This is a genomic window from Paeniglutamicibacter cryotolerans (assembly GCF_014190875.1).
Taxonomy (GTDB): Bacteria; Actinomycetota; Actinomycetes; order Actinomycetales; family Micrococcaceae; genus Paeniglutamicibacter; species Paeniglutamicibacter cryotolerans.
Window position 1 is genome coordinate 532,196 of sequence record NZ_JACHVS010000001.1, and the last position, 25,936, is coordinate 558,131.

Genomic DNA, 25,936 nt, shown 5'->3' on the forward strand with positions numbered 1-25,936 from the left:
TCGTGTCGGGGCATCCTTCAGTTACCGTGCCCGAGCGGCAAGCACCCGGGCCGTGGCCAGTCGGTTCAGCGCCAGCGCACCTATCAATAGTCCAAAGTCACGCAGGGCGACATCGTAGAACCCGGGCAGGATCAGCAGGTTCGCGATGATGCCCAGCAGCCAGGCAGTGACGACCAGCGATCCCCACCGCGGACGCCAGGCCACGAGCAAGCCGGCAATGATCTCCACGACGCCGACGCCGTACATGAAGACGTGAGGATCGACCGGGATCATGTCGGTGGCCAACGGGGCCAGATAGTGGGTCCAGTCGGTCAGCAGGTTGGTAAACTTGTCGATCCCGAAAACGATGGGGGCCACGATGAAGATGGTCCGCAACAGCATGAAGGCCTGGGTGTCCAGGTCGTGGCGCAGGCCCTTGCCGGCGCTCAGCGTGTGGGTGCTCATGATGCTTCCTTTCTAAAGTTGCGATGTTTCATCTTAGAATCACGTCCATCTCTAAGTCAACAGTTTCTAGTTATAGAGTTAGGCTTAACTCCATGGACAACACCCCTCCCACCGAACAGCTCGCCGCCCTGGGCGCACTTGCCGATCCTGTGCGCAGGCGAATTTATGAATTCGTGCGCACCTCAGCCGGGCCGGTAGGCCGCAATGCCGTCGCCGAGGCATTAGATCTGCCCCGGAACGCCGTTGCCTTCCAGTTGGACAAGCTCGCTGAGGAAGGCCTGCTGGAGTTCGAATTCCGGCGCGTCAACGGGCTCGATGGCCCGGGTTCGGGTCGCCCGGCCAAGCTCTATGCGGCCCGGTTCGGTGAGCTGGCGGCAAGCATTCCCCGACGCGAATACAGCCTAGCGGCCGAGCTCATGGCCCGCGCCATCGACCTTTCCACCCTGGCTGACTTGCCGGTCGCGCAGGCGTTGGCTCGGGTCTCCCGCGACGAGGGTCTGCGGATCGGCACCGGATCGGGGCAGCTGGCCGAGACACTGGAACGGCACGGTTACCGGCCCAGGGAGAATGCTCAAGGCGCGCTGGAACTACTTGACTGCCCCTTCCATCTGCTCTCCGAAAAGCACGTCGATACTGTCTGCTCGATGAACCTCGAGCTGCTCGGTGCGGTCATCGAGGGTTCCGCCGCCCCCTACCAGGCATGCCCTGATACCCCGCGCAGAGAAGGACGCTGTTGCGTTCGGCTTGACCCGGTCGATGCGGGTGGACCTAGATGATTGATTCCAAGGGTTCATGGTCATAGGCGGTCAGCGACCGCAGTGGATGGGAACCGGTGTTCAGGTTGTGCCAGATGGCCACGGTCAGCGCGAGGATGCGTTGCAGGACCCGCACGGTGACCCCGGCGATGGTCCTCCCGCCATGGGCCTCCAGGTCCAGCTGGCCCTTGAGGGTGTCGTTGATTGACTCGATGACCTGACGCAGTGGCTTGAGCAGACTCTTTCCGGGACGGGGTTTCTCACCTTGACGGGTCGGACGGACCAGGGTGATCCCGGCCTCGGAGAGGTCCTGCTCGAAGGCCTTCCCGTAGTAGTTCTTGTCCGCGATGATGATCTGTCCCGGCTCCACCGGGGTGGGCAGGTTTTCCAGGATGCCCAGCAGGGTCTCACGCTCATCGGCCTTCGCCCCGGTCAGCGCGTAGCCGACCGGCAGTCCGGTCGGGGTGCACAGCAGGTGCAGGCGCAGCCCCCAGAACCACCGTGAATGCGAGGCGCAGTACCCGTATTCGGCCCAGCCGGCCAGTTCGGAGCGGTGGGCCGTGGTGTGGGAGCGCCCGCATTCCACAGGGGTGGAATCGGCGAGCCACAGCTCATCGGACCAGAGCCCGGTGGTGTGGGCCAGGTGTTCGTTGAGAGCCTGCAGGGTCCCGCCCAGCTTCCGCAGCCGTTTGTTGTATCCGGGTTGTTGGGGCAGGTCCGGGAACCATCGGCGCAGGTCGTTATGGGATTGGCGGAGCCAGCGGCGTTCGGAGGTGAAGCCGAGCAGGGCCTGGAGGACCGCGATGGTGACCAGTTCGGCGTCGCTGATCCGGGGCCCGAAGCCGATGGCCGGACGCCACGGGAGCAGGTGCGGATTGGCCTTCAGAAAGTCGTCCGCGCAGGCGTACAGTGCTGTTGCAAGGGTGTCCAGATCGGGAGCCATCGGAACTCTCCAGGTTCGAATGTTGGGTATTACATCTCGATTCTGGACACCCTTGCCCGCGCTGTCACCCCTTGGAATCAATCATCTAGGCCCGCCTAGTCCCCCGGAGTCGTTTCGATGCGATGCCGCGGCGCCCTGCCACCGGGTGCAGGCGCGGCACCTGCTTGTTCCGGTACATCCGCCGGCTCGTCCACCGCTTGGGGGCCGTCGGCAAGCGCTGCCGGGCCATCCCGGTCGATGGAGGTGGCAAGCGGCTTTTCGTGCAGGAATACCAATAGGATTGCCGCGACCAGCACCAGCGGGACCATGTAGAGGAACACCGGGGTCAACGCCTCGCTGTAGGCCCCGATGACGATCTGGCGGATCGCTTCGGGCAAAGCGCGTACCGCATCGGGAGTCAGTGAATTATGGTTCCCGGCCACCGCGGCGGCGCTCCCGCTCAGCCGCTCCTGCAGCAGGTTGCCCAGGTTCGTCACGAACAGGCTGCCGACCACCGCAGTACCCAGCGATGCGCCGATCTGGCGGAAGTAGTTGTTGGAGGCGGTGGCCATGCCCACCTGCGAATTCGGGAAGGTGTTCTGTACGATCAGCACCAGGATCTGCATGCATAGCCCCAATCCGATGCCCATCAGCGCCAGGTAGCTGCAGATGACCCACACGGCCGTTCCCGGCTCCATGGTCGAGAGCAGGGCCAGTGCTCCGGCGACGATGAACGTGCCGATCACCGGGAACCACTTGTAGCGACCGGTCCTGCTTACGATGACACCGGAGCCGATCGATGTCACCAGCAGCCCGCCCATCATCGGGATCATCAGCAGGCCGGACTGGGTGGCATTGGCCCCGGTGACCATCTGCAGGAAGGTCGGCAGGTAGGCCAGCGTCCCGAACATCGCCACCCCGATGATCAGCCCGCTCACCGTAGTAAGGATGAAGTTGTGCGCCCTGAACAGGGACGGGGACATGATCGGAGCCTCGGCCCGGCGCTCCACGAGCACGAACCCGATGCCGGCCGCCAGGGTCAGCGCGATCAATCCGATGATCCTCGGCGAGTCCCAGGCGTACATGGTCCCGCCCCACGTGGTGGTGAGCACCAGCGCCGCGGAGGCCACGGCCAGCAGCATCATGCCCGCCACGTCGACCTTGGGCCGCTGCGTTCGCACCGGGGGCAGATGCAGGAAGAAGACAGCTGCGACCATCGCCGCAATACCCAGCGGAATGTTCATCCAAAGGCACCAGCGCCAAGTCACCTCCTCGGTGAACCAGCCCCCCAACAGCGGGCCGGCCACCGAGGACAGTGCGAAGACGCCGCCCATGATACCCATGTACCTACCGCGTTCCCGGGCCGGAACCACGTCGGCTATGATCGCCTGCGAAAGCACCATCAGCCCGCCGCCGCCGAGGCCCTGGATGCCGCGCCCGGCGATCAGCCAGGTCATGTCCTGCGCGAAGCCGCCCACGATCGACCCGATGATGAACAGTGAGATGGCTCCCAGGAAGATGCCCTTGCGCCCGATCAGGTCGCCCATCTTCCCGTAGATCGGAAGGGTGATCGTGGAGGCCAGCATGTAGATCGTGATCACCCACAACATGTACTCCACGCCGTTGAGCTCGCCGACGATGGTCGGCAGCGCGGTAGAGAAGATGGTCTGGTCCAATGAGGCCAGCAGCATCGCCATCACCAGTCCCGCGAAAACCAGCAGGATGCTGCGGTGCCGGGCCTTTTCGGAAAGCAGCCCTTCGGCAGTCGTTACCTGAACTATCATCGCTATCGCGTCCCGTCGGTCGCTGGTTACCCCATCTAAACCGGACCGCCGGCGAGGCGACCGGAAACGAGGAAGCGGCGCCCTGAAGGGGGTCCATTTCCCCATCCTTGCAGTGCGGACAGCCCGAAACAATGCCTTGGCGCATCTGCATGGCAAGCACTCAGGAAAGGCCCGGACCACTCCCCTATCACCCCGCCTGCCAACGGGTTAGGCTGGGGCGAAAGCGCAGGACTGCGGGGTGCCGAAGACGTGGACCGGATCCCCGCCACTACCGCAGGAAGTGGGACCAGCCATGGCCGTCACCGGACACCGTAGCCCCGAGGCCTCGGGCGGAATCGATGAAAAAGCGGCCCGACAGGTCGCCGAGGACGCCCGCGAGCAGGGCTGGGAACGGCCCAGCTTCGCCAAGGGCCTCTACATGGGCACCTTCGACTGGTCGCTGATCCATCCGCACCCGCAGGCCCCCTCGGCGGACGCGGCGGACGGAGCCGCGTTCATCGCCCGGTTGCGCACCGTACTCGAGGGCATCGACGGCCGGGTCATCGAACGCGAGGCCCGGATCCCCGATGCCGACATCAGGGCGCTGGCGGGCATCGGGGCGTTCGGCATGAAGATCCCGAAGGCATACGGCGGGCTGGGTCTCTCACTGGCCGACTACGGGCGGGCGCTGATGCTCGTGGGCTCGGTCAGCCCGGCCATCGGAGCGCTGCTCTCGGCACACCAGTCCATCGGCGTGCCGGAACCGGTCAAGATGTTCGGCACGGAGGAACAGAAACGCGAATTCCTGCCGCGCTGCGCTGCCGGAGCCATCACCGCCTTCCTCCTCACCGAAAACGATGTCGGATCCGATCCGGCCCGGCTAGGCACCTTGGCAGTCCCCTCTGCCGACGGAACCAGCTATACCCTGAACGGCGCGAAGCTGTGGACCACCAACGGAGTGGTGGCCGAGCTGCTCGTGGTCATGGCCACCGTCCCGCCGCATGTGCTGCCCGACGGCACCGCCGCCCGCGGAGGGATCAGCGCGTTCGTGGTGGAGGCCGATTCCCCGGGCCTGGTCGTGGAAAACCGCAATGCATTCATGGGCCTGCGCGGCATCGAAAACGGCGTAACCCGCTTCCACGACGTGGTGGTCCCGGCGGCCAACCGGCTAGGCCGCGAGGGCAGCGGGCTGAAGATTGCGCTGAGCACGCTGAACACCGGTCGGCTCTCGATTCCCGCGCTGTGCGCCGGGGCCGGGAAATGGAGCCTGAAGATCGCCCGCGAATGGTCGAACGCCCGCATCCAGTGGGGGCGCCCGGTCGGTGAACACGAGGCCGTGGGCAAGAAGATCGCCTACATCGCTGCCAGCACCTTCGCCTTGGAGGCCGTCTTCGAACTGTCAGCCGCGCTGGCCGATGCCGGCATGAAGGACGTGCGCATCGAGGCGGCCCTCGCCAAGCTGTTCTCCAGCGAAATCGCCTGGAAGATCGCCGACGAGCTGGTACAGGTGCGCGGCGGGCGCGGCTACGAGAGCGCCGCTTCGCTCGCCGCCCGCGGTGAACGCGCGGTTCCCGTGGAACAACTGCTGCGCGATATGCGCATCAACCGGATCTTCGAGGGATCCACCGAGATCATGCACCTGATCATTGCCCGCGAGGCGGTCGACGCGCACCTGAAGGCCGCCGGCGACCTGGCGGTGGCCGATGCCGACCTGAAGCACAAGGCCAAGGCAGCCGCCGGGGCCTCGGGATTCTATGCACGCTGGCTGCCGAGACTGGCCGCCGGACCCGGGATGCTGCCCAATTCCTACGCCTCGACGGGGCCACTGGCCAAACACCTGCGCTACGTCGAGAGGGCTTCACGCCGGCTCGCCCGGCATACCTTTGCCGGAATGGCCCGGTGGCAGGCCGGGATGGAATCCAAGCAGGCCTTCCTGGGCCGGGTGGTGGACATCGGAGCCGAGCTGTTCGCCATGTCGGCCTGCGTGTCCCGGGTCCAGCTGCTGCGCGGTACCGAGCCCGGACATGCCGACGCGGCGCAGGAACTGGCCGATGCGTTCTGCCGGCAGTCCAGGCTCCGCTGCGAGGAGCTCTTCAACGCACTGTGGGACAACACGGATGCCGCCGACAAGAAACTCTCCCGCGGTGTCCTCACGGGCGACTACGCCTGGCTGGAGGACGGCGTGATCGATGTTTCCGAGGGCACCGGGCCGTGGATCGCCGAATGGTCCAGCACCGCCCACGAAGACAAACGACGGCCCTACGGCAGTTAGGCGCGGAGCTCAGGCGACAGCCAGCCGGGCCTCCTGGCGCCGTGCCGATTCGGAGACCAGGGCGCCGAACAGGGCCTGCAACTGGCCAGGTTCGGTCAACGCGTCCTCCGGATGCCACTGCACGGCAACGACCCATTCGCCACCCTCCTGCGCGGGGACCTCTATCCCCTCTACGATGCCGTCATCGGCCAACGCCGAGACGATCAGTCCCTCGCCCAGCTCTTCGACCCCCTGGTGGTGGGAGGAGCGGACCTCGACGACGGGCGCACCGAGCATCGTGCGCAGCACCGTTCCCGGCACCACCATCACCTGATGCCCGACCATCGCGCTTTCAGGCGAGTGGTCCTTGTGCGCGGAGTCGGGTCCCAGATCAGTGATCAGCGAACCACCGAAGGCGATATTGATCAGCTGCAGGCCGCGGCAGATGCCCAAGACCGGCAGCCGGGCCGCCCGGGCCGCCGCGATGAGTGCCAGTTCCAGGGCATCGGCGCGCGAATCGACACGGACGGCGTCGGGATGCCCGGGGCTGCCATAGTGGGCCGGATCCACGTCCCCTCCGCCGAGCAGCACCACACCGTCGATCCGTGCGATGTCGAGAAGCTCGGTGGCATCCGGTGCGATCGAGGAACCCGAGGAGTCGAACAGCAGCGCCCGGCCACCCGCCGCTTCGATGCCGGCACAGGCCTGGGCTGCCAGCCGGTCCAGGTCCGCGATGTAGTCCCGGGAGTAGGCAGTGGAATGCAGGGGCGTGGTCAGGGCAATCACCGGGCGCTGTGCTGTAGTCATGGCAACACCCTACCCGTCCGCCCGCAGACCAGTTCGGCTCCTAACCCAGGTCAAGGCATAGCCGCGCGCCCTGACACCGGGACACGCAGATCATCATGGTGTCCCCCGCTTCACGTTCGTCATCGGAAAGCAGCGAATCCCGGTGATCGATCTCCCCGGAGAGCACGGGGGTTTCACAGGTACCGCAGATTCCTTCCCGACAGGAATTGATCTGGTGGATTCCGGCACCTTCCAACGCCTCGAGGATCGAAGTCCCCGCGGGCACCACTACCTCGACTCCGCCGTTGGTTTCCACGATGAACTCGTGGTCCCCCGCATGAGGCCGGTGGGTCTCGGCGATCAGGGCCGGATCCGCTGCGAAGCGTTCCAGATGCAGCCGCTGCGGATCCTCCCAATCGGCGGTCAACTTCTCCAACACATTCAACAACGGTCCCGGTCCACACGCATAGGCGTCGAAGTTCCCGGCGGGGTCCGCCAACAGCTCGGCCAGCGGGTAGAAACCCGATTCGTCATCGGCGTGGATGTGCACGCAATCCCCGTATGCGCTCAGCTCCTCGATGAAGGCCATCGAGCTGCGGGAACGGCCCATGTACACCAGCCGCCAGGGAACCCCGGCCGCGGCTGCCGCCCTGACCATGGGAATGATCGGGGTGATCCCGATGCCACCGGCGAGGAAGAGGTATTCCTGCGCTGCGGAGAGCACGAAGTTGTTCTTAGGACCGCGGATCTGGATCTTGGCCCCCGGACGCAGCTCATCATGCACGAAGGCCGAACCACCGCGGCCGGCCGGTTCGCGCAGGACGGCGATCCGCCAGGAGGCGTCGGCCGGGGATGAGCACAGCGAATACTGGCGCACCAAGCCGTTGGGCAGCAGCACATCGAGGTGGGACCCGGCATCCCACTGCGGCAGGTCCTCGCCCAGCGGATGGCGCAGCGTCAGCGACAGTACGGTATCCGATTCGCGGGTCATGGAATGGACTTCGGTTTCGAAGAAATCCAGTGTAGTCATGCTGAACACCTTTCGGGTGGGGACGGGTATTAGAGGACGGAGGAGAGGAAAGCGCGGGTCCGCTCATGCTGCGGATCCCCGATCACCTGCGCAGCAGGACCGGACTCCACCACATGCCCATCAGCCATGAACACCACCCGATCAGCAACATCCCGGGCAAAATGCATCTCATGGGTCACCACCACCATCGTCATCCCCGTCGCGGCCAGATCCTTCATCACCTTCAGCACCTCACCGACCAACTCCGGATCCAACGCACTGGTCGGCTCGTCAAAGAGCATCACCTTGGGCTTCATGCACAACGCCCGCGCAATCGCCACCCGCTGCTGCTGCCCACCGGAGAGCTGACGCGGATAGGACTTGGCCTTATCGGCCAACCCCACCGACTCCAACAACGCCAACGCCCGGGCCGTCGCCGTGGAACGCTTCTCCCCCAACACCAGCCGCGGGGCCTCGATCAGGTTCTCCAACACCGTCATGTGCGGGAACAGGTTGAAATGCTGGAACACCATCCCGATCTCCGTGCGCGAACGGCAGATCCGCGCATGGGACTGCTCATGGAGCTTGGTGCCCTTGATGTCAAAACCCATCACCGACCCATCGACCCACATCCGACCCCCATCGATCGTTTCCAGGTGGTTGATGCACCGCAGCAGCGTCGACTTGCCCGAACCCGAGGGCCCGATCAGGCACACCACCTCCCCCTGGGCGACCTGCAGGTCAATGCCCTTGAGCACATGCAACCGGTCGTAATACTTATGGATCAAATCGGCCTTGATCATCGGGGCCGGTACAGCGGTGGCGGCGGTCATTTGACTGCTCCCTTCCGGGTCAGCGGGTCATGGACCCGCACGAAGCGCTTGAGCGTCTGGAACGGGGTCAGCGGCAGCGAACGCTGCCCGCCCCGGGCATAGTGCCGCTCCAGGTAGTACTGCCCGATGCTCAACACCGAGGTCACCACGATGTACCAGATGCTGGCCACCAGCAACAACGGAATCGTCTCGAAGGTCCGCGCGTAAATGATCTGCGCCGAATACAACAGCTCGGGCACCGAGATCACCGAGACCAGCGAGGTGGTCTTGAGCATCCCGATCGTCTCGTTGCCGGTCGGCGGGATGATCACCCGCATCGCCTGGGGCAGGATGATCCGGCGCATCGTCTGCAACCGGTTGATGCCCAGCGCCCCGGCCGCCTCGGACTGGCCGTGGTCCACCGAGAGGATCCCGGCACGCACGATCTCGGACATGTAGGCACCCTGGTTCAGCCCCAGGCCCAGGATCGCCGCGGTCATCGGGGTGATGATCGCATTGGCATCCAACGCCACCCCGGGGATCCCGAAACTGATCAGCGGATACAGTGCCGCCAAGTTGTACCAGAACAGCAGCTGCACCAGCACCGGGGTGCCGCGGAAGAAGTTCACGTACGCGAACGCCGCGGTACGGATCACCGGGTTCGCCGAGAGGCGCATGACCGCCACGATGACACCGAGCACGATGCCGATGACCATGCAGATCGCGGTCAGTTCCAGCGTCACCATGATGCCGCGCACGATCGACACGTCGCGGATATACGCCCCGACGGTGGCCCACCCGAAGTTCGGGTTCACCATCACCGAACGGGCCAGCATCCCGGCCAGGATCAGGATCACGATGGCCGAAGCCCACCGCCCCGGATGCCGGGCCTTGACGATCGTAAAGGCATCAGCCGGCAGCGTTGCCGACCGTGCTTCAGAAGCTAATGTTGCTTTCATGGCACCGCCGCTATTTCATGATGGCGTCAGCGGCAGTGATGGAAGCGCTCGCTGGCAGCCCCCACTTGTCGTTGATCTGCTGGTAGTTCGGATCTTCGATGATTTTCTGGGTCGCGGCCTGGATCGCTTCGAGCAATCCGGTCTTCTTGCCCAGCGCGGTTCCGGTCAGCTCAGGCTCGAAGTCGGGGCCGGGAGCGATCTCGAACTTTCCGCCGGCCAGTTTTCCCTGGTAGGCGGTCGAGATCGAGTCGGCCATGGCACCCTCGACGCGACCTGAAGTCAGTGCCAGGTTCACATCGGACTGCGTGGGGAAGAACTGCATGTCGATGGCCGGCTTACCGGCATCGGTGCACTTCTTGGAGAAGGCCGGCAGCACGTCCAGGGACTGGATCGAGCCCTTTTGTGCTGCGATCTTCTTGCCACAGAGCAGCATCGGGTCCACGCCGAGCTTCTCCGGGTTTCCCGCCGGCACGGCGAGTCCGGTGCCGCCTTGGAGGTAGGGCACGAAGTCCACGACCTTGGCGCGTTCCGGGGTGACCGAGAAGGTCGACATGCCCAGATCGTACTTACCGGACTGCAGCCCGGGCAGGATGGTGTCGAACGTGGCCGGTACGTGGGTGGCCTTGAGCCCCAGGACCTGGGCGATGGCGTCACCCATGTCCACATCCCAACCGATCATGGTCTTGTTGTCAGTGTCGTAGTACTCGAACGGCGGGTAGGTCGGATCCGAGGCGATCTTCAGCACGCCGGAATCACGGATGGCTGCCGGAAGCAGCGCGCGGGCCGCCTCGTCGACCTGGAGTGCCGAGACGCTGCTCGTGGGCTCGGAGGCAGCCGACCCGGAAGCGCTGGAACCGGTCCCCTCCGAGACGGTGGTGCAGCCGGTTGCGGCCAGCGCGATCAGCGCCGCACCTGCGAAAAAGCGGATGTGGTTTTTCTTCAACATGGGAGCCTGTCCTTCAATTGAGTCCGCACTTCGGAGTGCGGGCGGGAGTGGAGAAATTAGACGGTGTCGATGTCGAGCAGTGGTGCGATATACATCAGGTGCGTTCCGGCAGATACCAGCGTCGGTCGGCGCATGATCGCCACCATTCCATCCACGCGGGCGGTCAGGGTGAGCGGGTCACGGTCGAGCTCGTCGATGAAGTGCACCTGGGCGACCGGGGCACCGGCCGCGACCTGATCGCCGAGGTCGACCAGCGGTTCGAAGAGTCCCACTGCGGTGGAGGTCACAGGTGAGTCCGAGACCAGTTCCAGCCAGACCGGATCGTCAGGATCCAGTTCCGGGGTTCCATCTTCCGGAGCCAGCACGCCCAGCGAACGCAGCAGCCCGCCCATTCCGGTCCGCATGGTCGCCAATGTCCGCCGGTCGACGGTACCGGCCCCGGAGAGCTCCGTGGAGATCGTCGGAATTCCGGCCAGGTCCCCGGCACTGCTCAGCGAGCCCGGTTCCAGCAACGGTGCGACGACCATCGCATAGGGAAGGCCCAGCGACCGTACCGCCTTCAGCTTGGCTGCCCAGCCCGCTTCGTCGGGGCCGCGGTAGGTGAAGCTACTGGGCAGGTAGGTGGAATTCGATCCACCCGAATGCAGGTCGATGACGAAGTCGGCCCGGGGCAGCAGACCCGAAGAGATCAGGTTTGCCACCTGGTCGGTGGGCCCACCACGCGCATCGCCCGGGTAGCTGCGGTTCAGGTTTCCGGCATCAATCGGGGAGACGCGTGTTCCTGCGCGCACGGCGGCCGAGTTGGCAGCCGGGACGATCATCAGCGTCCCGGTCAGATCCGCCGGGTCGATCGTGCGCACCAGCTCGTGGAGCAGGATCTGTCCTTCGTACTCGTCCCCGTGCGTCCCGGCCACCAAGAGTACGACGGGCCCGGGGCCCGAGGACAGGTGTGCCACCGGGACCGGGATGACCGAGCCGTCGTGCACGTTATCCGAGTGAACCACGTGTCCGTAGCCGAGTTGCTTACCGGTGCCGGAGAAGTCGATCCCGGTGAACACGGCGCTCACGGGACCCACCGCAGCGCCGCTGCGTGCCGGGGCACCAGCGTGGTGACCGAGACCCGCGACGTCGGACCGTCCAACGAAACGCGAAGCTTCTCGTCGTCTTCACCCTCCACGATGAACACGTCACCGGGGTGCAGCCAGCGTTCCCAGGGTCCGTCCACGGCGGCAACCAGCGCCTGCCCGAAGAGCACCGCAATCACCGTCTGTGTTCCCGAGGCGCGTTCCACGACCTCGCTGTGTCCATCGGCATAGATGTCGGTGGAGACGGCAATGAATTCGGGGTCCGCGTTGATGAGCACCTTCGAACTCTCGGTGCGTTCATCCAACTGCGCCGTCCAACGCCACGGATCCCCGCGCTCGTCGGTGTCGGGGCAGGCAGCCAGAGTCCGCAGACCCTGTTCATCGTCCCAATAGCCGTCGAGGGAACCGGCACGTACGAGTAACCACATGGCCGTTACGCCCGTGTACCGGCGACAGCGGCCGGCTTCTGTGCTGCGGCCTGCTCGCGCTTGATCAGGTTAGCCAGGATGCGTCGGGCCTTGGCCACGCCGCCGTCCTGGGCGATGAGCACGTCGAATTCTCCGGCCGGGCGTTCCTGCATCCCGATTTCCTGCGCCTCGAGCGCCTCGGCATCCTCGCGCAGCACCGTGGCTAGTCCGACTTCCAGGTCCGCCGTCGCCTGTGCGTCGTCCACGGCGAAGTTGCGGCTGAAGGCGTAGTAGTACCAGGCGTTGTTCGCATCGATCGGGGTGATTCCGTTGAGCACCTTGATCAGGTAGCCCTCGGCACGTGGACGTCCTTCACCGGTGATGCCCGAGTGCAGTACGTGCAGGTTCGGCACGAAGAATTCGGTGCAGTGGAACCGGTCGTAGTTTCCGCTAATCCCCATGGTGTCCGCGTACAGCGGCGGGGCCGGCACCGAAGGCATCAGCCGGTCTACGCTGACGACCGAGCCTTCTACCTCAACAGTGATGCCATGTTCGTAGATGTAGTCGTCTCCGACGGTGGACTGGTGCAGGAACGACTCGTGGGTCAGGTCAAGCAGGTTGTCATGGATCAGATCGGCACGGCAGGCGAAGTGCACCGAGTGGGTGACTGTGGCCCATTCCGGATCGGTCATCCAGTGGGTGTCCGGCACGTCGGCCGGGTCGGCCAACTCCGGGTCGCCCATCCAGGCCCAGATCCAGCCGTCCTTCTCCACCAACGGGTACTTGCGCACCTTAGCGCGCTCGGGGATGGTGGTCTGTGCCGGAACCTTGGTGCACATGCCATCGGACCCGTAGGTGAAGCCATGGTAACCGCATTCGATGGAGTCGCCGACGGTGCGGCCGGCCGAGAGCGGGAAGGCGCGGTGTGCGCAGCGGTCTGCCAGTGCCACGGGCGTGCCGTCCTGGGTCCGGAAGAGCACCAGCGGCTGCTCGCAGATGACGCGGCGTTCCGGCTTGCGCGTGACTTCGGTGGACCAAGCAGCAACATACCAGGTGTTCAGGACATACATTTTTCGGGCCTAACGTGAGTAAGACGACTGTGATTGTATTCACCGTATACAGTGAATACCGATGGGTCAAGCAAAATTTGTGATCCACCACACCCACGCGACCCGTCTGCGGGTCGAGGTATACCACAAGCTAGACTTCAGCTAACAGTCTGAGAACGCGGGGGAAAACGGATGGCATCGAGGGTCCAGGACACGCGGCCGCTGGCTGTCAGGGTCTATGAGCGCATGGCATCGGAGATTGTCGACGGCACGCTCAAGCCCGGTACGGCCCTGATCCAGGAACACGTAGCCGCGCAATACGGAGTTTCCCGGACCCCGGTGAGGGACGCCCTCACCCAGGTCACCTTGGAGGGTCTGGCCTCCCTGGTGCCGGGCAGCGGCTATGTGGTCAACGAACTCACCTCCCAGGACGTGAGCAACGTCTTCGAGGTGCGCTATGCCTTGGAAGAACTCGCCGTCCGCCAAGCCATCGGACACCATACCCCCAAACAACTGGTGCGCCTCCGAGCCCTGATCGACGAATTCGAAACAATCGATCCGGACGACGCCGAAGAGCAGTTCCAGCTCGGGAAGGACTTCCACCTTGCGCTGGTGGGCCCCTGCCCCAACCGGTATCTGCGCGAAACCCTGGAGAACATCTGGGCGCATCCGATCCAGCGCCGGATCACCCGAGCCTATGAAATCGGGCCCCGGCATCAGGCGGAGATCGCCACGGCACATCGACAGATTCTTGCCGCGCTACAGAGCGGGGACATCGATCTGATCATTCGCGTCCTAGGCTACTGCCACGATTCCGGCGACGTCACCGCCTACGCTCAGGTTGTTGATTCCACCAACGCAGCAACCCAGTGACGGACCATCACCGATGCTCAGGCATCGGCTAACGCACGGCTTCCCTTCCCACTGCTTGCCCGTTAACCCGCCGCCACAGCAGGGCCACATGGAGCGAGGTACGCGATTCAGCGTCCTCCAGCGAGACGCCCAGGCGAGCCTCCAGCTTGGCCAGGCGCGCATACAGTGCGGGCCGACTCAGGTAGCCGGTGCGGGCCAGTGCCGATTTGTTACCGCCGTGGCGCAGGTAGAGCTCAAGCAGTTCCAGCGCCTCGGCATCGGGCGGGTTCAGGATCCCGGCCAGCTCCGCCTCGGCAAAGGTGGCCAGCCGGGCGTTGGAGGCCAGCAACGAGAGCAAACCGCGCAGGCGGACGTCGGCGAAGCGGTAGAAGCGCCGGGTGCGCGAGTCGAAGGTCGCAACAGTCTCCGCGACCTGGGCAGCCTCGTCCAGGCCGTGGGCCGCCGCGCCGATGCTCCCGTAGCCGCGCCCGACACCGGCCGAGAAGCGGGACCCGCCAAGCTCGTCGGCCAGCTGCCCGCAGATCCGCTCCAGCGCCGGTTCCTCCAGCTGCCGCGCCGAAAGCCCGAGCAGCACGCCGATCGAGCCGGATTGCAGGCTGGCTGCCAGTGCCTGGTTCCGGGTGGATGCCAGCACCGTGCCGAGCACCTCGAGCAGTTCGCGCTCGCGGAGTTGCAAGCCGGTCGGCGCCTCCCCGGGGGCCGCATCGAGGCGCAGCACCAGCGGTACGTAGTGCACGGCGGCGCCCAGCCCCAGTGCGGCGGCGCGGGCGGCAACCGCCGCGTCGCTCAGCGCGTGCGGCTGGCGCAGTTCGTGCAGCAGTCCGGCCCGGGCCTGGTGCAGCAGCTCGCGTTCGTCGCGCCCGGCCAACCGGGCGATGGTTAGCGTCTGCCCGGCTCGTTCGAGCACCAGCGCCGCGTCGTCGTCATCGACCAGCGGTCCGGGCACCACCAGCCGGCCCCAGCGCCGCCCGCGGACCCCGACGGGGGCCTGCAACCAGGATTCCGGTGCGTTGGCGCTGCGCCCGGTGGCTTCCCGGTAACGCACCCGGCGCGAGCGTTCGGTCCAGCCCTCCAGCAGTTCATCGGCAGCGCTGCCCGCCGTCTCGAAGGCGAGCACCAGGTGCCCGACATCCTCCAGTACCACCGGCGCCTCGATCAACTCGGCGGCCCGTGCGACGATATGCTCCTCGCTGGCGGATTCCAGGCTGAGCGCGGTGAACACCTCGTGGATGGTGCGTGAGCGTTCCAGCGCCGCCAGCTGGTCCGACACCAGCATGCGGTGCACCACCTCGGTCACCTCGACGAAGCGCATCCGCTTGCGTACCAGGACCACCGGGTAGTCCACTTCCCGGGCAGCGGCGCGCAGACCCTGGACGCTCGATTCGACCTCGTCCCCGGCTCCTGCCAGCTCGATGACCACGCCTGCGGCACCCGCCTCGCGGATCTGGCGCAGGAAGTAGTGCGCCCCGGCCCCGGGTCCCCTGAAGGCCAGGCCGGTGCTGAGCACCAGTTCCCCGCCCTGGAGCAGACCGGCCATGTCTGCCGATTCGGCTACATGCACCCAACGGACCACGTTTTCCAGTGAATCGGCGCCGGCCAGCACCAGTGGTTCGGCGTCGCGCAGCACCTTCAGCTCGAGGATGCGGGCCACGCTCAGTCGCCCGGTGGCCGGGTGGGTAAATCCGTCGTTCTGCTCCATCATGAACATAGTGTAAAGCCAGAACGGCAAGTACTTACAAGGTGCGCGTGGTGTGCGGTTCGTGTGCGGGGTCACAATGGAGGAAAGCACACCCCCGGGAAAGGACCCCACCCATCATGCAGACAGTTACCCACTGGATCAACGGCGCCTACGTGGCACCGGAAGCCGACGCCCGCTACTCCGACGTCATGAACCCGGCCACCGGCGCAGTCACCTCCCAGGTCGTCCTGGCCTCCGCCGCCACCACGGCCGAGGCCATCGCCGCCGCACAGGCCGCTTTCCCGGCTTGGCGCGACACGTCGCTCTCGCGTCGTGTCGCCGTCATGTTCAACTTCCGCGAACTGCTCAATGCCCGCAAGAGTGAACTCGCCGCCATCATTACGGCCGAGCACGGCAAGGTCCTGGATGACGCACTGGGCGAGGTCGCCCGCGGACAGGAAGTCGTGGAATTCGCCTGCGGCATCCAGCACTTCATGAAGGGTGGCTACACCGAAAACGCTTCCACCAAGGTCGATGTGCACTCGATCCGCCAGGCCATCGGCGTCACCGCCATCATCTCCCCGTTCAACTTCCCGGCCATGGTCCCGATGTGGTTCTACCCGGTCGCCATCGCCACCGGCAACACCGTCGTGATCAAGCCCTCCGAGAAGAACCCGACCGCGCTGAACTGGATGGCCGAACTCTGGAAGGAAGCCGGCCTCCCCGATGGCGTCTTCAACGTCGTGCACGGCGACAAGGAAGCGGTCGACACCCTGCTGACCCACCCGGACGTGAAGTCCGTTTCATTCGTCGGCTCCACCCCGATCGCCGAATACGTCTACAAGACCGGCACGTCACACGGCAAGCGCGTGCAGGCGCTGGGCGGGGCGAAGAACCACATGCTGGTCCTCCCGGATGCAGACCTGGACCTCGCAGCAGACGCAGCGGTCAACGCCGGCTTCGGCGCTGCGGGCGAACGCTGCATGGCCATCTCCGCCCTGGTCGCGGTCGAGTCCATCGCCGATGAGCTGGTCGCCAAGATCGCCGAGCGCACCCGCACCCTGCGCGTGGGCGACGGAACCCGCGGCTGCGACATGGGCCCGCTGGTCACCGCAGTGCACCGTGACAAGGTTGCCTCATACATCGACGCCGGCGAAGCAGCAGGCGCCACCATGGTGCTCGACGGCCGCAACGCCACCCCTGACGCCGACGGCGAGGGCTTCTTCCTGAACCCGACCCTCTTCGACCATGTCGGCACCGACATGAGCATCTACACCGACGAAATCTTCGGCCCGGTCCTCTCGGTAGTACGCGTCGAGTCCTACGACGAGGGCATCGAGCTGATCAACAACAGCCCGTACGGCAACGGCACCGCCATCTTCACCAACGACGGTGGCGCCGCCCGCCGCTTCGAGAACGAGATCCAGGTCGGCATGGTCGGCATCAACGTGCCGATCCCCGTCCCGATGGCCTACTACTCCTTCGGCGGCTGGAAGAACTCGCTCTTCGGCGACACCCACGCCCACGGCGCAGAGGGCGTGCACTTCTTCACCCGCGGCAAGGTCGTCACCTCGCGCTGGCTCGACCCGAGCCACGGCGGCATTAACCTCGGCTTCCCGCAGAACGCCTAGTCCCGAGACCTCGCAGAAGGATAGAACATGACCACCGAAGCAACCACGGCAGCCGTGTCCGCGCAGGACATTGCCGATGGCGTCCGCGCCCACGAACTGGACCGCGAGCACGTCTTCCACTCCTGGCAGGCACAGGGCCCGTTCACCCCGATGACGATCCTCAAGGCCGAGGGCTCGTATGTCTGGGACGGCGAGGGGAACAAGCTGCTTGACCTCTCCTCGCAGCTCGTGAACACCAACATTGGACACCAGCACCCGAAGGTCGTCGCGGCGATCCAGGAGCAGGCAGGCAAGCTCTGCACGATCGCACCTCAGCACGTGAACGATGCCCGTTCCGAGGCCGCCCGGCTTATCGCCGAGCTGACCCCCGGGGACCTGAACCACGTGTTCTTCACCAACGGCGGCGCCGACGCGGTGGAGCACGCGATCCGCATGGCCCGCCTGCACACCGGCAAGCACAAGGTCCTCGCGGCCTACCGCAGCTACCACGGCGGCACCCAGCTGGCCGTGAACGTCACCGGCGACCCGCGCCGCTTTGCCAACGACCACTCGGATTCCGGCGTCGTGCACTTCATGCCTGCCTACGGCTACCGCTCCTACTTCGCCTCCACCACCGAGGCCGAAGAGACAGAGCGCGCGCTGCGCCACCTGGAAGACATGATCGTGCTCGAGGGCGCATCCAACATCGGCGCGTTGATCCTCGAATCAATTCCGGGCACCGCGGGCATCTACATGCCGCCGGCCGGCTACATGGCCGGCGTGCGCGAACTGACCCGCAAGTACGGCATCGTCTTCATCGCCGACGAGGTCATGGCCGGCTTCGGCCGTTCGGGCAAATGGTTCTCGATCAACCATTGGGACATCACCCCGGACCTGATCACCTTCGCCAAGGGCGTGAACTCCGGATACGTTCCGCTGGGCGGCGTCGCTATTTCCGATGCCATCTTCGAGACCTTCCGCGATCGCGCCTACCCGGGCGGCCTGACCTACTCGGGCCACCCGCTGGCCTGCGCCGCCGCCGTTGCCACGATTGAGGCAATGAAGGAAGAGGGCATGGTGGAGAACTCCGCCCGCCTGGGCGAAGACATCATCGGCCCGGCGCTGCGCGCCATGGCAGCCAAGCACCCGTCGGTGGGCGACGTGCGCGGAGCCGGCTGCTTCTGGGCGGTCGAGCTGGTCAAGAACCGCGAAACCCGAGAACCACTGGCTCCGTACGGCGGCTCCTCGCCGGAAATGAACCAGGTAGTGGGCGCATTGAAGGCCGAAGGCATCCTGCCCTTCGCCAACTTCAACCGCATCCATGTGGTTCCGGCGCTGAACATCAGCGACGAAGACCTGCTGACCGGGCTTGCCGCCCTGGACAAGGCACTGGACGTGGCCGACGGATTCGTCGAAGCATAGCTCCTGCCGCCTTGGCTTGTACGGGCCGTCCACACCAGTATGGTGTGGACGGCCCGTCCTTTTAACCACTGTTTCAGCACAAGCACGTTTATTCGAACATACACGTCTGAAACACCCCGTCAACGCTCCCACGCAGACGGGTGAATAACCCATTAAAACATCATTGAGCTGTGATTTAAGTAAGACTGTTATGTCGCAGGACATCGGTGACAGTTCTGTATCAACACAGCGGTGACAGTTCCGCCGGTCCTGGTGGTGACACTTCTACCCGTTATTAACGGTTTTCATCGGATTGGGCGGTGTGACCGGGGTTCGGGTCGGATTGATGGGTGAAGAGCAACCAACCCATTGATCCGCGGATCCGACTAGCAATCTCCCAATGGCCGGACAACGCCCCGCGAGGAGCGGTCACCACGTTCTGCGCCGAACACCAGATCAGCCGCAAGACGTTCTACAAGCTACGGGCCATCGTCCGCGATGAGGGACAAGCAGCGGTGCTTCAGCCACGCTCCCGCCGACCGAAAACCTCACCCACCCGGATCGCCGAGGACCTCAAAGCCCAAGCGCTGGCGGTGCGCTCGGCCCTGGAAGCCTCCGGGCTGGACCACGGCCCGATCAGCGTGCATGACAAGATGAACTCCCTGGGCTTCGAAACGCCGGCCATCGCTTCCCTGGCCCGGATCTTCCGCGAAAAGAACGTCGCTCGTGCAGCACCGAATAAGCGGCCACGCTCGGCCTACCGCCGGTTCGTCTACCCGGCACCCAACGCCTGCTGGCAGTTGGACGCGACCGAATACGTGCTCACCGGTGGGCGTAAATGTGTGATCTTCCAGCTGCAGGATGACCACTCACGGCTGGCGATCGCGACCCATGCGGCGCGCAGCGAGAACAGCGAGGATGCGCTGGCGGTGATGCGCAAGGGCATCGAAGCCCATGGGGTCCCACAAAGGCTGCTAACCGACAACGGATCGGCTTTAAATCCCTCACGCCGGGGTTGGATCGGGCAGCTGGTCGCCTACGCCGCCTCCCTGGGCGTGGAGGCGATCACGGGCAAAGCGGGCAAGCCCACCACCCAGGGGAAGAACGAACGCTTTCACCAGACCCTGTTCAAATGGTTGGATAAGCAACCCTTCGCCAACAGCCTTGAGCAACTTCAGGAACAGGTGGACCGGTTCGACGCGATCTTCAACACCGAGCGTCCGCACCAGGGACTGGCCGGGCGGATGACCCCGCAACAGGCCTGGGATGCCACCGTGGTGGCCGAATCGCCCCGACCCGACAGCCAGGCCCTGGAACGGATCGGGCTGCCGTTCATCGATGAGGTGGTTGAGGCCAATCCGGTAGCGGAGATGGTCAATGCCTACGCCCGGCAACTGGATGAGCAGATGAAGGCCGAGGGCGTGATCGACCCCCTCGGCGCCCCTGTCGTTGATGCCTCTCCCGAGAAGATCCGCGGCAGCGTCAAGGATCTAGGTGAACGCGGGCATCGGAAGCTGAAGGTGTATTCCAACGGGACCTTGAAGCTGGGAGAAACCATGTTCTTCGTCACCAAGCGCAGGGGGTCCCGGATCCTGAACGTGGATTGGGATCCGGAGAGCATCCTCATCTCCACCATGGAGGGCGAGCTGATTGCCGACTTCCCACGGCCCCCAGCGGGAACCACATACGTCGGCATGGACGGGGCCACCGTGTGTTTCCCGAACGCCGATCAACGCTAAGTGCCACCGATGTCCTGAGGCAGCGAGTGTCACCACTGTCCTGATACAGAAGTGTCACCGCTGCCTTGAGACATCACAGATTTAAGTAAGACCGCGGCCTGCGCACGCGAGTGTGAAGACCTTTCTAAATATCGGCGTGGAGTCGTATTCCAGCTCTATGTTCGATACGGGGAAAATCCAGGAATCGAACCCGAACGGCCCGCAGACGGGAACCGCCGGGGCACCGGACCACCCCCGCCCCGCAGTCCTTCCTCGCCACGCTCACCCACCAGGTCTCGCACACCATCTCCGAACACCTCAGCGAACGCCAACTGGCCGACCGCATCGAAACCACCGAACAACTCAAGAGCAGCCTGGCCGCTCTGCAGGCCCGTGACACCACCGCCCTCCACACAGCAGCGGCCACCCAGAGCCCCGAACCCGGCAAGAAGCGGGACACCGGGGTACGGGGCACCGGCACCCAGATCGCCCTGGCCCGGAGTGAAACACCCGCCGAGGGCACCCGACACCTCACCGGATCCCGCATCCTGTGCGCCGACCTGCCCCGAACCATGGCCCGGTTCACCACCGGGACCCTGAGCGAAAACCGGGCCATGCTCATCGCCACCGAGGTCCAGGACCTGGGCCAGGAGCACCGCGGCTGGGCCGATGAACAACTAACCTTGAACCCTGAGGACTTCGCCGGTGAAAGCCGCAAGGCCCTGGGCGACCGCGTCCGGGCCCTGGTCCAGGAAATCGAACCCGTCACCGCGCTGGAGCGGATCGATGACGCCCGGTCCCGGCGCTTCCTGCGCTTGATCCCCACCGGCAACATGACCATGCGCTTGATCGGGCAGAACCCCGCCGAACACGGCGTACTGATGCACCAAGTCCTCAGCGACCTGGCGGACTCCAAGACCGCCGCAGGGAAGGGGCAGGGCCGCACCCGCGAACAGATCCGCGCCGATGAGTTCTGCGGGCTGGTCACCGGGGAGCAGAACATCAGCCCACGCGTGGAGATCGAGTTGGTCATGACCGACCGGATCCTGTTCCAGGCCGAGGCCGAACCGGCCTACCTGCAGGGCTACGGGACCATCCCGGCGGCCATGGCCCGGCAACTGGTCCGCGGCCGGGATATGGAGCTGAAGCTTATGCGTTGGATCCGCCGGACTGGTGCACTGGATCTCGATCCGCGACCAGATCTGCGCGACCCCGGGCTGCCAGAACCGGGTGCGGCACATTGACCACATCGACCAGTGGTTCCACGGCGGGGCAACCACCGCGCACAACGCCAGCGCCCGCTGCGCCTGGTGCAACCAGAGCAAGGAATACCCCGGCTGGAGCGAACGGCCCCTGTCCGGTAGTCGGCATGGACTGGAAATCACCACCCCGACCGGGAAGGTCTACCGCTCGACCTCCCCGCCGCTATCGGGCACCCGCGCCACCACCCGCACTGAACCGCCGGCACGCCCCCGCGGTGCTGCCTCCGGCTCCCGTCTCCGCAGGCAGGAGCACCTTCATGTTCCAAGGCGGATGAACGATCCGGTTATCCTGCCAAGGGAAAGGCAACGCCTTCCCCGATGATGCGCAGGTTCAGTTCCATCCCCGGACGCGCCATGGCGGCGTTCCAGTGCTTGATGGAGATGATTTCCCCGCCGCCAACGGACGCCGTCCCCGATACCCGGGGGGCGGGCTGCAGCTTAATCCGCACCGTGGTCTCCGGACCGAAATAGACGGTGTCCACCACTACCCCCTTGATCGGTCCATCGGCTGTGATCCTGATCTGTTCCGGACGTAGCATCAAGCTCACGCGCCCCTGCACCGAGGGCTTGCGTACCGGGATGCCCCCCAGCGAACAGGTGGCCAGGGTTCCCTCCAACATCGCTTCGAGAACGACCGCGTCGCCCAGGAACTCGGCGGCTTCCCGATCCGAGGGCATAGTGTAGACGGAGAATGGCGTCCCCGTCTGGACCAGCTTCCCATCGCGCATGACCGCTACCTGATCCGCGAAGGAGAGCGCCTCGCCCTGGTCATGAGTCACCAGAATCGTCGTGATTCCGGCTTCACTGAGCACATCTCCCACCGCCTTTCGTGTTGCCACCCGCAGACCCGCATCCAGCGCCGAGAACGGCTCGTCGAGCAGGATGAGTTTTGGTTCCCGGGCCAGTGCGCGGGCCAACGCAACACGTTGCTGCTGGCCGCCGGAGAGTTCGTGCGGACGGCGGCCACCCATGCCGGCGGGCAGCGAAACCATGTCCAGCAGTGCCGCGATCTTCAGTTCGATCCCTCGGCGCCCCACCCGGCCCCCGGCACCCTTCAGGCCGAAGGAAATGTTCTGGGCAACAGTCAGATGCGGGAACAAGGCACCATCCTGGGCGACATACCCGATGGCACGCTTATGCGCCGGTACGCGAACACCCGGCCCCGCGACGACCTTGTCCTTGAGCTCGATCATTCCCGCATCGGGCTGCTGGAATCCGGCAATCAGGCGGAGCAACGTGGTCTTGCCCGACCCAGAGGGGCCCACGATGGCGGTGGTGCTTCCCTCGACCATGGACAGGTCCACGCCCTTGAGTACCTGTTGGGAGCCGAAGCTCTTGGACAGGCCCCGAGCCTGTAGGTAGGTCGCCGGCTCCCAATGGCCGGAGAACGTGCAAAGGGGTGTTGATACTTCGGTCACTGTCCTGCCGCTTTCTTTGACTGTTGGAACAGCAGATAGGTCATGGGCGTTGATATGAGGATCATCAGCAACGCATATGGGGCAGCCCCCATGTAGTCGATTTCGCTGCTCTTGGCCCAGAACGCCGTAGCCAGGGTGCGGGTGCCGTTGGGTGCCAACAGCAGCGTCGCCGTCAGTTCGTTGACGATGGCCAGGAAGACAAGCGCGGCCCCACCTGCGGCGGCCGGCGCGCTCAGGCGCAAGGTGACTAGGAAAAAGGCGGCGAAGGGGCTGCGGCCCAGCGATTGGGCGGCTTCGTCCAGTTCACGCGGCGCCTGTGACAGCCCTGCCCGCAGGTTCACCAGCGCCCGTGGCAGGAATAACAGCACATAAGCAGCCAACAGCACGAGGGCGCTCTGATAGATCCCGGGGACCACCTTGATCGACACCGTAACGAAGGCCAAACCGACGACGATGCCCGGCATCGAGCTGGTCACGTAGTTCGAGAGTTCCAGCAGTCGGCTGAAACCGCTGGCGTGCCGCACCGCGAGGTAGGCCATCGGGAAGGCCACGACGATGGTCAACAGCGCACCGCCCAGGCCATAGCCCAGGGTCTGGAGCAACGCGGGCAGGAAGCGGGCGGGCTCCCAGACCTGCGCGCCCCCTGCCACCAGCCAGCGGAGGACCGACCACAGCGGGATGCCGACGGACAGCACTCCCACGGCCAGCAGGCTGAGCTGGGCAGGCACTTCAAAGCACCCCAGCGGGTGCCGTACCGGAAGCCCTTGAGCCCCGAAGCCGACTCGGGCATAGCGGGCGGTCCCACGCATTTTCGATTCGCCCCACAGCAACAGCATGCACAGCAGCACCAACACGCTCGCCAGCATGTTGCCCGCTGCACCATTGAACGTCGACTGGAATTGCACCATGATCGCCGTGGTGAACGTGTCGAAGCGGATCATCGCGAATGCGCCGTACTCGGAGAGCAGGTGCAGCGCCACCAGCAGTGATCCACCGGTCATCGCGATGCGTAATTGCGGAAGCACGACCTTGAGGAACACGCCCCAGGGTCCCAGCCCGAGGGACGCCGCAGATTGCTCGATCGCCGGGTCCAGGCGTCCCAGCGTCGCAGCGACGGGGATGTACACCAATGGGAAATAGGACAACGTGGCGATTAGGGTTCCTGCGCCAAGCCCCGCCAACGAGGGAACGGTCGAAGACCAGGCATAGCTGTTCACGAAGGCCGGGATGGCCAGTGGAGCTGCCAGGGCCAATGCCCACCAGCGGCGTCCGCGCAGGTTGGTGCGCTCCACCAGCCAAGCACCGCCGACGCCCAGGAGCAGGCACAACGGCACCGTCACGAGGATCAACAGGATGGTGTTTGCCAGCAGCTCACCCACCCGGGGGCGGACTACCAGTTCGAGTACCGTGTCCCAGCCGGCAGTCAACGTCATGTAGATGACGAAGCCCAGCGGGATCAGCGAAAACAGGGCGATCAGGACAGCGAGCAGCGAGAGCGCTGAAACGCCCATAGGCGGGCGGTGGCGCTTGCCCCTGTCCGCTTTGTCCATTCCCTGCGTGGCGACCGGGACCGGTGGTGTATTGCCCATGATGCCTAGAGCAGTCCTGCCTTGGTCATCAGCTCGGTGACCTTGGCGGAGTTCAGCTTGGCCGGGTCGATCTTCGGCGCCTGCAACTCATCCAACGGGATCAGCTTCGCGTTGGAGGGAACTCCGGATCCAACGGTGTATTCGAAGGAGGTGCCGTCTTTCAGGACTTCCTGGCCCTTCTTACCGGTGATGAACTTCAGGAATTCCTGGGCCGCATCGGCGTTCTTGGAGGCCGCGAGCACGCCACCGCCGGATACCGAAACAAACGCCCCGGGATCCTGCTTCTTGAAGTAGTGCTGGGCGACGTTGCCCGAGTTCTCACCGGTCTTGGCTTGATCGCTGAAGTAGTAGTAGTGGTAAATCAGCGCGGCATCGACCTCGCCGGCGTTCACTGCCTTCATGGCAGTGCTGTTGCCCTTGTAGGCGGTGAAGTTGGACTTCATGCCCTTGAGCCAGGCGTCGGTTGCTTCCTCCCCCTTGAGTTCAAGCAGTGCCGCAACGATGGCTTGGAAGTCAGCTCCGGTCGGCGAGGCCGCCCATTTGCCCTTCCATTCCGGCTTGGCCAAGTCCAGCATCGACACCGGAAGCTGGTCCGCGCTCAGCTTGGCCTTGTCATAGACCAGGACGGTGGAACGGGCGGCAATTCCGGTCCATTTTCCAGTGGAGGGACGGAATTCGGCGGGAACCTGATCAATGGTGGCCTTGTCGACGTCGGCGAAAAGGCCGGCGTTCTCGACCTGGGCCATGGCCGGGGAGTTCTCCGTGAGGAAGACATCGGCCGGGGACGCGGCGCCCTCCTGGATGATCTGGTTCGACATCTCGGTATCCGAGCCGTTGCGCACCGTGACCTTGATGCCGGTCTCCTGGGTGAAGGCATCTACCCATTCCTGGGCCAGAGACTCGTGCTGCGCGTTGTACACGGTGATCCCGCCGGCCTTGGGGGATCCCGGCGCCGCAGTGGAGCCTCCGCAACCGGTCAGCCCCAGTGCGGCGGTGGCTGCCAGGGCGATTCCGGCCAGCACGTTCTTGCGCATCTTCATCGAGTGCAACTTTCTATCGTGTGAAGTCAGTCGGAGTCCGGTCAACGCTTCTGTCGGACCCCGCTCAAACACATTAGGTAAGACATGCCTAACTTGGCAAGTCGAAAGGAGCGCATCCTCGTTGCGAATGTCCAACAACTTCATCCTGGCCTGATGCGA

The 25,936-nt window shown here is 64.9% G+C and carries 22 protein-coding genes; 7 read left to right on the top strand and 15 right to left on the bottom strand.

Going from position 1 to position 25,936, the window contains the following annotated elements; translation table 11 throughout:
* Nucleotides 1-21: 21 nt before the first annotated feature.
* Nucleotides 22-444, bottom strand: a complete 423-nt coding sequence (locus tag E9229_RS02635; RefSeq protein ID WP_183509720.1) for a hypothetical protein — start codon at nt 442-444, stop codon at nt 22-24.
* 92 nt (nt 445-536) lie between these two features.
* Here E9229_RS02635 and E9229_RS02640 point away from each other — a divergent pair, with 92 nt between their 5' ends.
* Nucleotides 537-1,220, top strand: coding sequence for a helix-turn-helix transcriptional regulator (locus E9229_RS02640; RefSeq protein ID WP_183509721.1), 684 nt, complete (start codon nt 537-539; stop codon nt 1,218-1,220).
* Here E9229_RS02640 and E9229_RS02645 read toward each other — a convergent pair.
* Nucleotides 1,213-2,142: an IS982 family transposase gene (locus tag E9229_RS02645; protein ID WP_183509723.1), complete on the bottom strand. Its 930-nt coding sequence runs from the start codon at nt 2,140-2,142 to the stop codon at nt 1,213-1,215. The two genes, E9229_RS02640 and E9229_RS02645, sit on opposite strands and share 8 nt — an antisense overlap.
* A gap of 95 nt (nt 2,143-2,237) precedes the next feature.
* Nucleotides 2,238-4,010, bottom strand: a complete 1,773-nt coding sequence (locus E9229_RS02650) for an MDR family MFS transporter (RefSeq protein ID WP_183509724.1) — start codon at nt 4,008-4,010, stop codon at nt 2,238-2,240.
* A gap of 187 nt (nt 4,011-4,197) precedes the next feature.
* On the opposite strand from E9229_RS02650, the gene E9229_RS02655 reads away from it, so the two are divergent.
* Nucleotides 4,198-6,156, top strand: a complete 1,959-nt coding sequence (locus E9229_RS02655) for an acyl-CoA dehydrogenase family protein (protein WP_183511828.1) — start codon at nt 4,198-4,200, stop codon at nt 6,154-6,156.
* A gap of 9 nt (nt 6,157-6,165) precedes the next feature.
* Here E9229_RS02655 and E9229_RS02660 read toward each other — a convergent pair whose 3' ends face one another.
* Genes E9229_RS02660 through E9229_RS02695 form a run of 8 tightly spaced genes read right to left on the bottom strand, consistent with a single transcriptional unit; the run spans nt 6,166 to nt 13,209 of the window.
* Nucleotides 6,166-6,942, bottom strand: a complete 777-nt coding sequence (locus tag E9229_RS02660; RefSeq protein ID WP_183509726.1) for a gamma-glutamyl-gamma-aminobutyrate hydrolase family protein — start codon at nt 6,940-6,942, stop codon at nt 6,166-6,168.
* Between the two features lie 40 nt (nt 6,943-6,982).
* Nucleotides 6,983-7,951, bottom strand: a complete 969-nt coding sequence (locus tag E9229_RS02665) for a PDR/VanB family oxidoreductase (RefSeq protein ID WP_183509727.1) — start codon at nt 7,949-7,951, stop codon at nt 6,983-6,985.
* 29 nt (nt 7,952-7,980) lie between these two features.
* Complete coding sequence (locus E9229_RS02670; protein ID WP_407671319.1) at nt 7,981-8,763, bottom strand: amino acid ABC transporter ATP-binding protein; 783 nt, start codon at nt 8,761-8,763, stop codon at nt 7,981-7,983.
* Nucleotides 8,760-9,701, bottom strand: coding sequence for an amino acid ABC transporter permease (locus E9229_RS02675; RefSeq protein ID WP_183509728.1), 942 nt, complete (start codon nt 9,699-9,701; stop codon nt 8,760-8,762). The genes E9229_RS02670 and E9229_RS02675 overlap by 4 nt, the downstream gene beginning before the upstream one ends.
* Nucleotides 9,702-9,711: 10 nt before the next feature.
* Nucleotides 9,712-10,647, bottom strand: a complete 936-nt coding sequence (locus E9229_RS02680) for an ABC transporter substrate-binding protein (protein ID WP_183509729.1) — start codon at nt 10,645-10,647, stop codon at nt 9,712-9,714.
* Nucleotides 10,648-10,703: 56 nt separating this feature from the next.
* Complete coding sequence (locus tag E9229_RS02685; RefSeq protein ID WP_312855580.1) at nt 10,704-11,714, bottom strand: M14 family metallopeptidase; 1,011 nt, start codon at nt 11,712-11,714, stop codon at nt 10,704-10,706.
* The gene (locus E9229_RS02690; protein WP_183509732.1) at nt 11,711-12,160 is read right to left on the bottom strand and encodes a hypothetical protein; all 450 of its coding nucleotides are present in this window, start codon (nt 12,158-12,160) and stop codon (nt 11,711-11,713) included. Before E9229_RS02690 ends, E9229_RS02685 begins: the two co-directional genes overlap by 4 nt.
* A 5-nt stretch (nt 12,161-12,165) precedes the next feature.
* A complete protein-coding gene (locus tag E9229_RS02695; RefSeq protein ID WP_183509733.1) occupies nt 12,166-13,209 on the bottom strand; it encodes an aromatic ring-hydroxylating dioxygenase subunit alpha in 1,044 nt (347 codons plus the stop codon).
* 171 nt (nt 13,210-13,380) lie between these two features.
* Between E9229_RS02695 and E9229_RS02700 the strand changes: the two genes are divergently transcribed.
* Nucleotides 13,381-14,061, top strand: coding sequence for a GntR family transcriptional regulator (locus tag E9229_RS02700; RefSeq protein WP_183509734.1), 681 nt, complete (start codon nt 13,381-13,383; stop codon nt 14,059-14,061).
* Between the two features lie 28 nt (nt 14,062-14,089).
* Here the strand turns inward: E9229_RS02700 and E9229_RS02705 are convergent, their stop codons facing one another.
* Nucleotides 14,090-15,763: a PucR family transcriptional regulator ligand-binding domain-containing protein gene (locus E9229_RS02705; protein ID WP_246380323.1), complete on the bottom strand. Its 1,674-nt coding sequence runs from the start codon at nt 15,761-15,763 to the stop codon at nt 14,090-14,092.
* Between the two features lie 113 nt (nt 15,764-15,876).
* Between E9229_RS02705 and E9229_RS02710 the strand changes: the two genes are divergently transcribed.
* From E9229_RS02710 to E9229_RS02725, 4 genes are all read left to right on the top strand, one after another.
* Nucleotides 15,877-17,370, top strand: coding sequence for a CoA-acylating methylmalonate-semialdehyde dehydrogenase (locus tag E9229_RS02710; RefSeq protein WP_183509736.1), 1,494 nt, complete (start codon nt 15,877-15,879; stop codon nt 17,368-17,370).
* A gap of 27 nt (nt 17,371-17,397) precedes the next feature.
* Nucleotides 17,398-18,771 (top strand): aspartate aminotransferase family protein, encoded by a 1,374-nt coding sequence (locus E9229_RS02715; RefSeq protein WP_183509737.1) that lies wholly within the window; start codon nt 17,398-17,400, stop codon nt 18,769-18,771.
* Between the two features lie 329 nt (nt 18,772-19,100).
* Nucleotides 19,101-20,489, top strand: a complete 1,389-nt coding sequence (locus E9229_RS19775) for an integrase core domain-containing protein (RefSeq protein WP_183509738.1) — start codon at nt 19,101-19,103, stop codon at nt 20,487-20,489.
* Between the two features lie 362 nt (nt 20,490-20,851).
* Nucleotides 20,852-21,712, top strand: a complete 861-nt coding sequence (locus tag E9229_RS02725; RefSeq protein WP_246380534.1) for a DUF222 domain-containing protein — start codon at nt 20,852-20,854, stop codon at nt 21,710-21,712.
* Nucleotides 21,713-22,014: 302 nt separating this feature from the next.
* Here E9229_RS02725 and E9229_RS02730 read toward each other — a convergent pair whose 3' ends face one another.
* Genes E9229_RS02730 through E9229_RS02740 form a run of 3 tightly spaced genes read right to left on the bottom strand, consistent with a single transcriptional unit; the run spans nt 22,015 to nt 25,777 of the window.
* On the bottom strand, nt 22,015-23,148 hold the full coding sequence (locus tag E9229_RS02730; RefSeq protein WP_312855581.1) for an ABC transporter ATP-binding protein: 1,134 nt from the start codon (nt 23,146-23,148) through the stop codon (nt 22,015-22,017).
* A complete protein-coding gene (locus tag E9229_RS02735) occupies nt 23,145-24,698 on the bottom strand; it encodes an ABC transporter permease (RefSeq protein WP_407671350.1) in 1,554 nt (517 codons plus the stop codon). The genes E9229_RS02730 and E9229_RS02735 overlap by 4 nt, the downstream gene beginning before the upstream one ends.
* 44 nt (nt 24,699-24,742) lie before the next feature.
* On the bottom strand, nt 24,743-25,777 hold the full coding sequence (locus E9229_RS02740) for an iron ABC transporter substrate-binding protein (protein ID WP_183509741.1): 1,035 nt from the start codon (nt 25,775-25,777) through the stop codon (nt 24,743-24,745).
* Nucleotides 25,778-25,936: the final 159 nt, after the last annotated feature.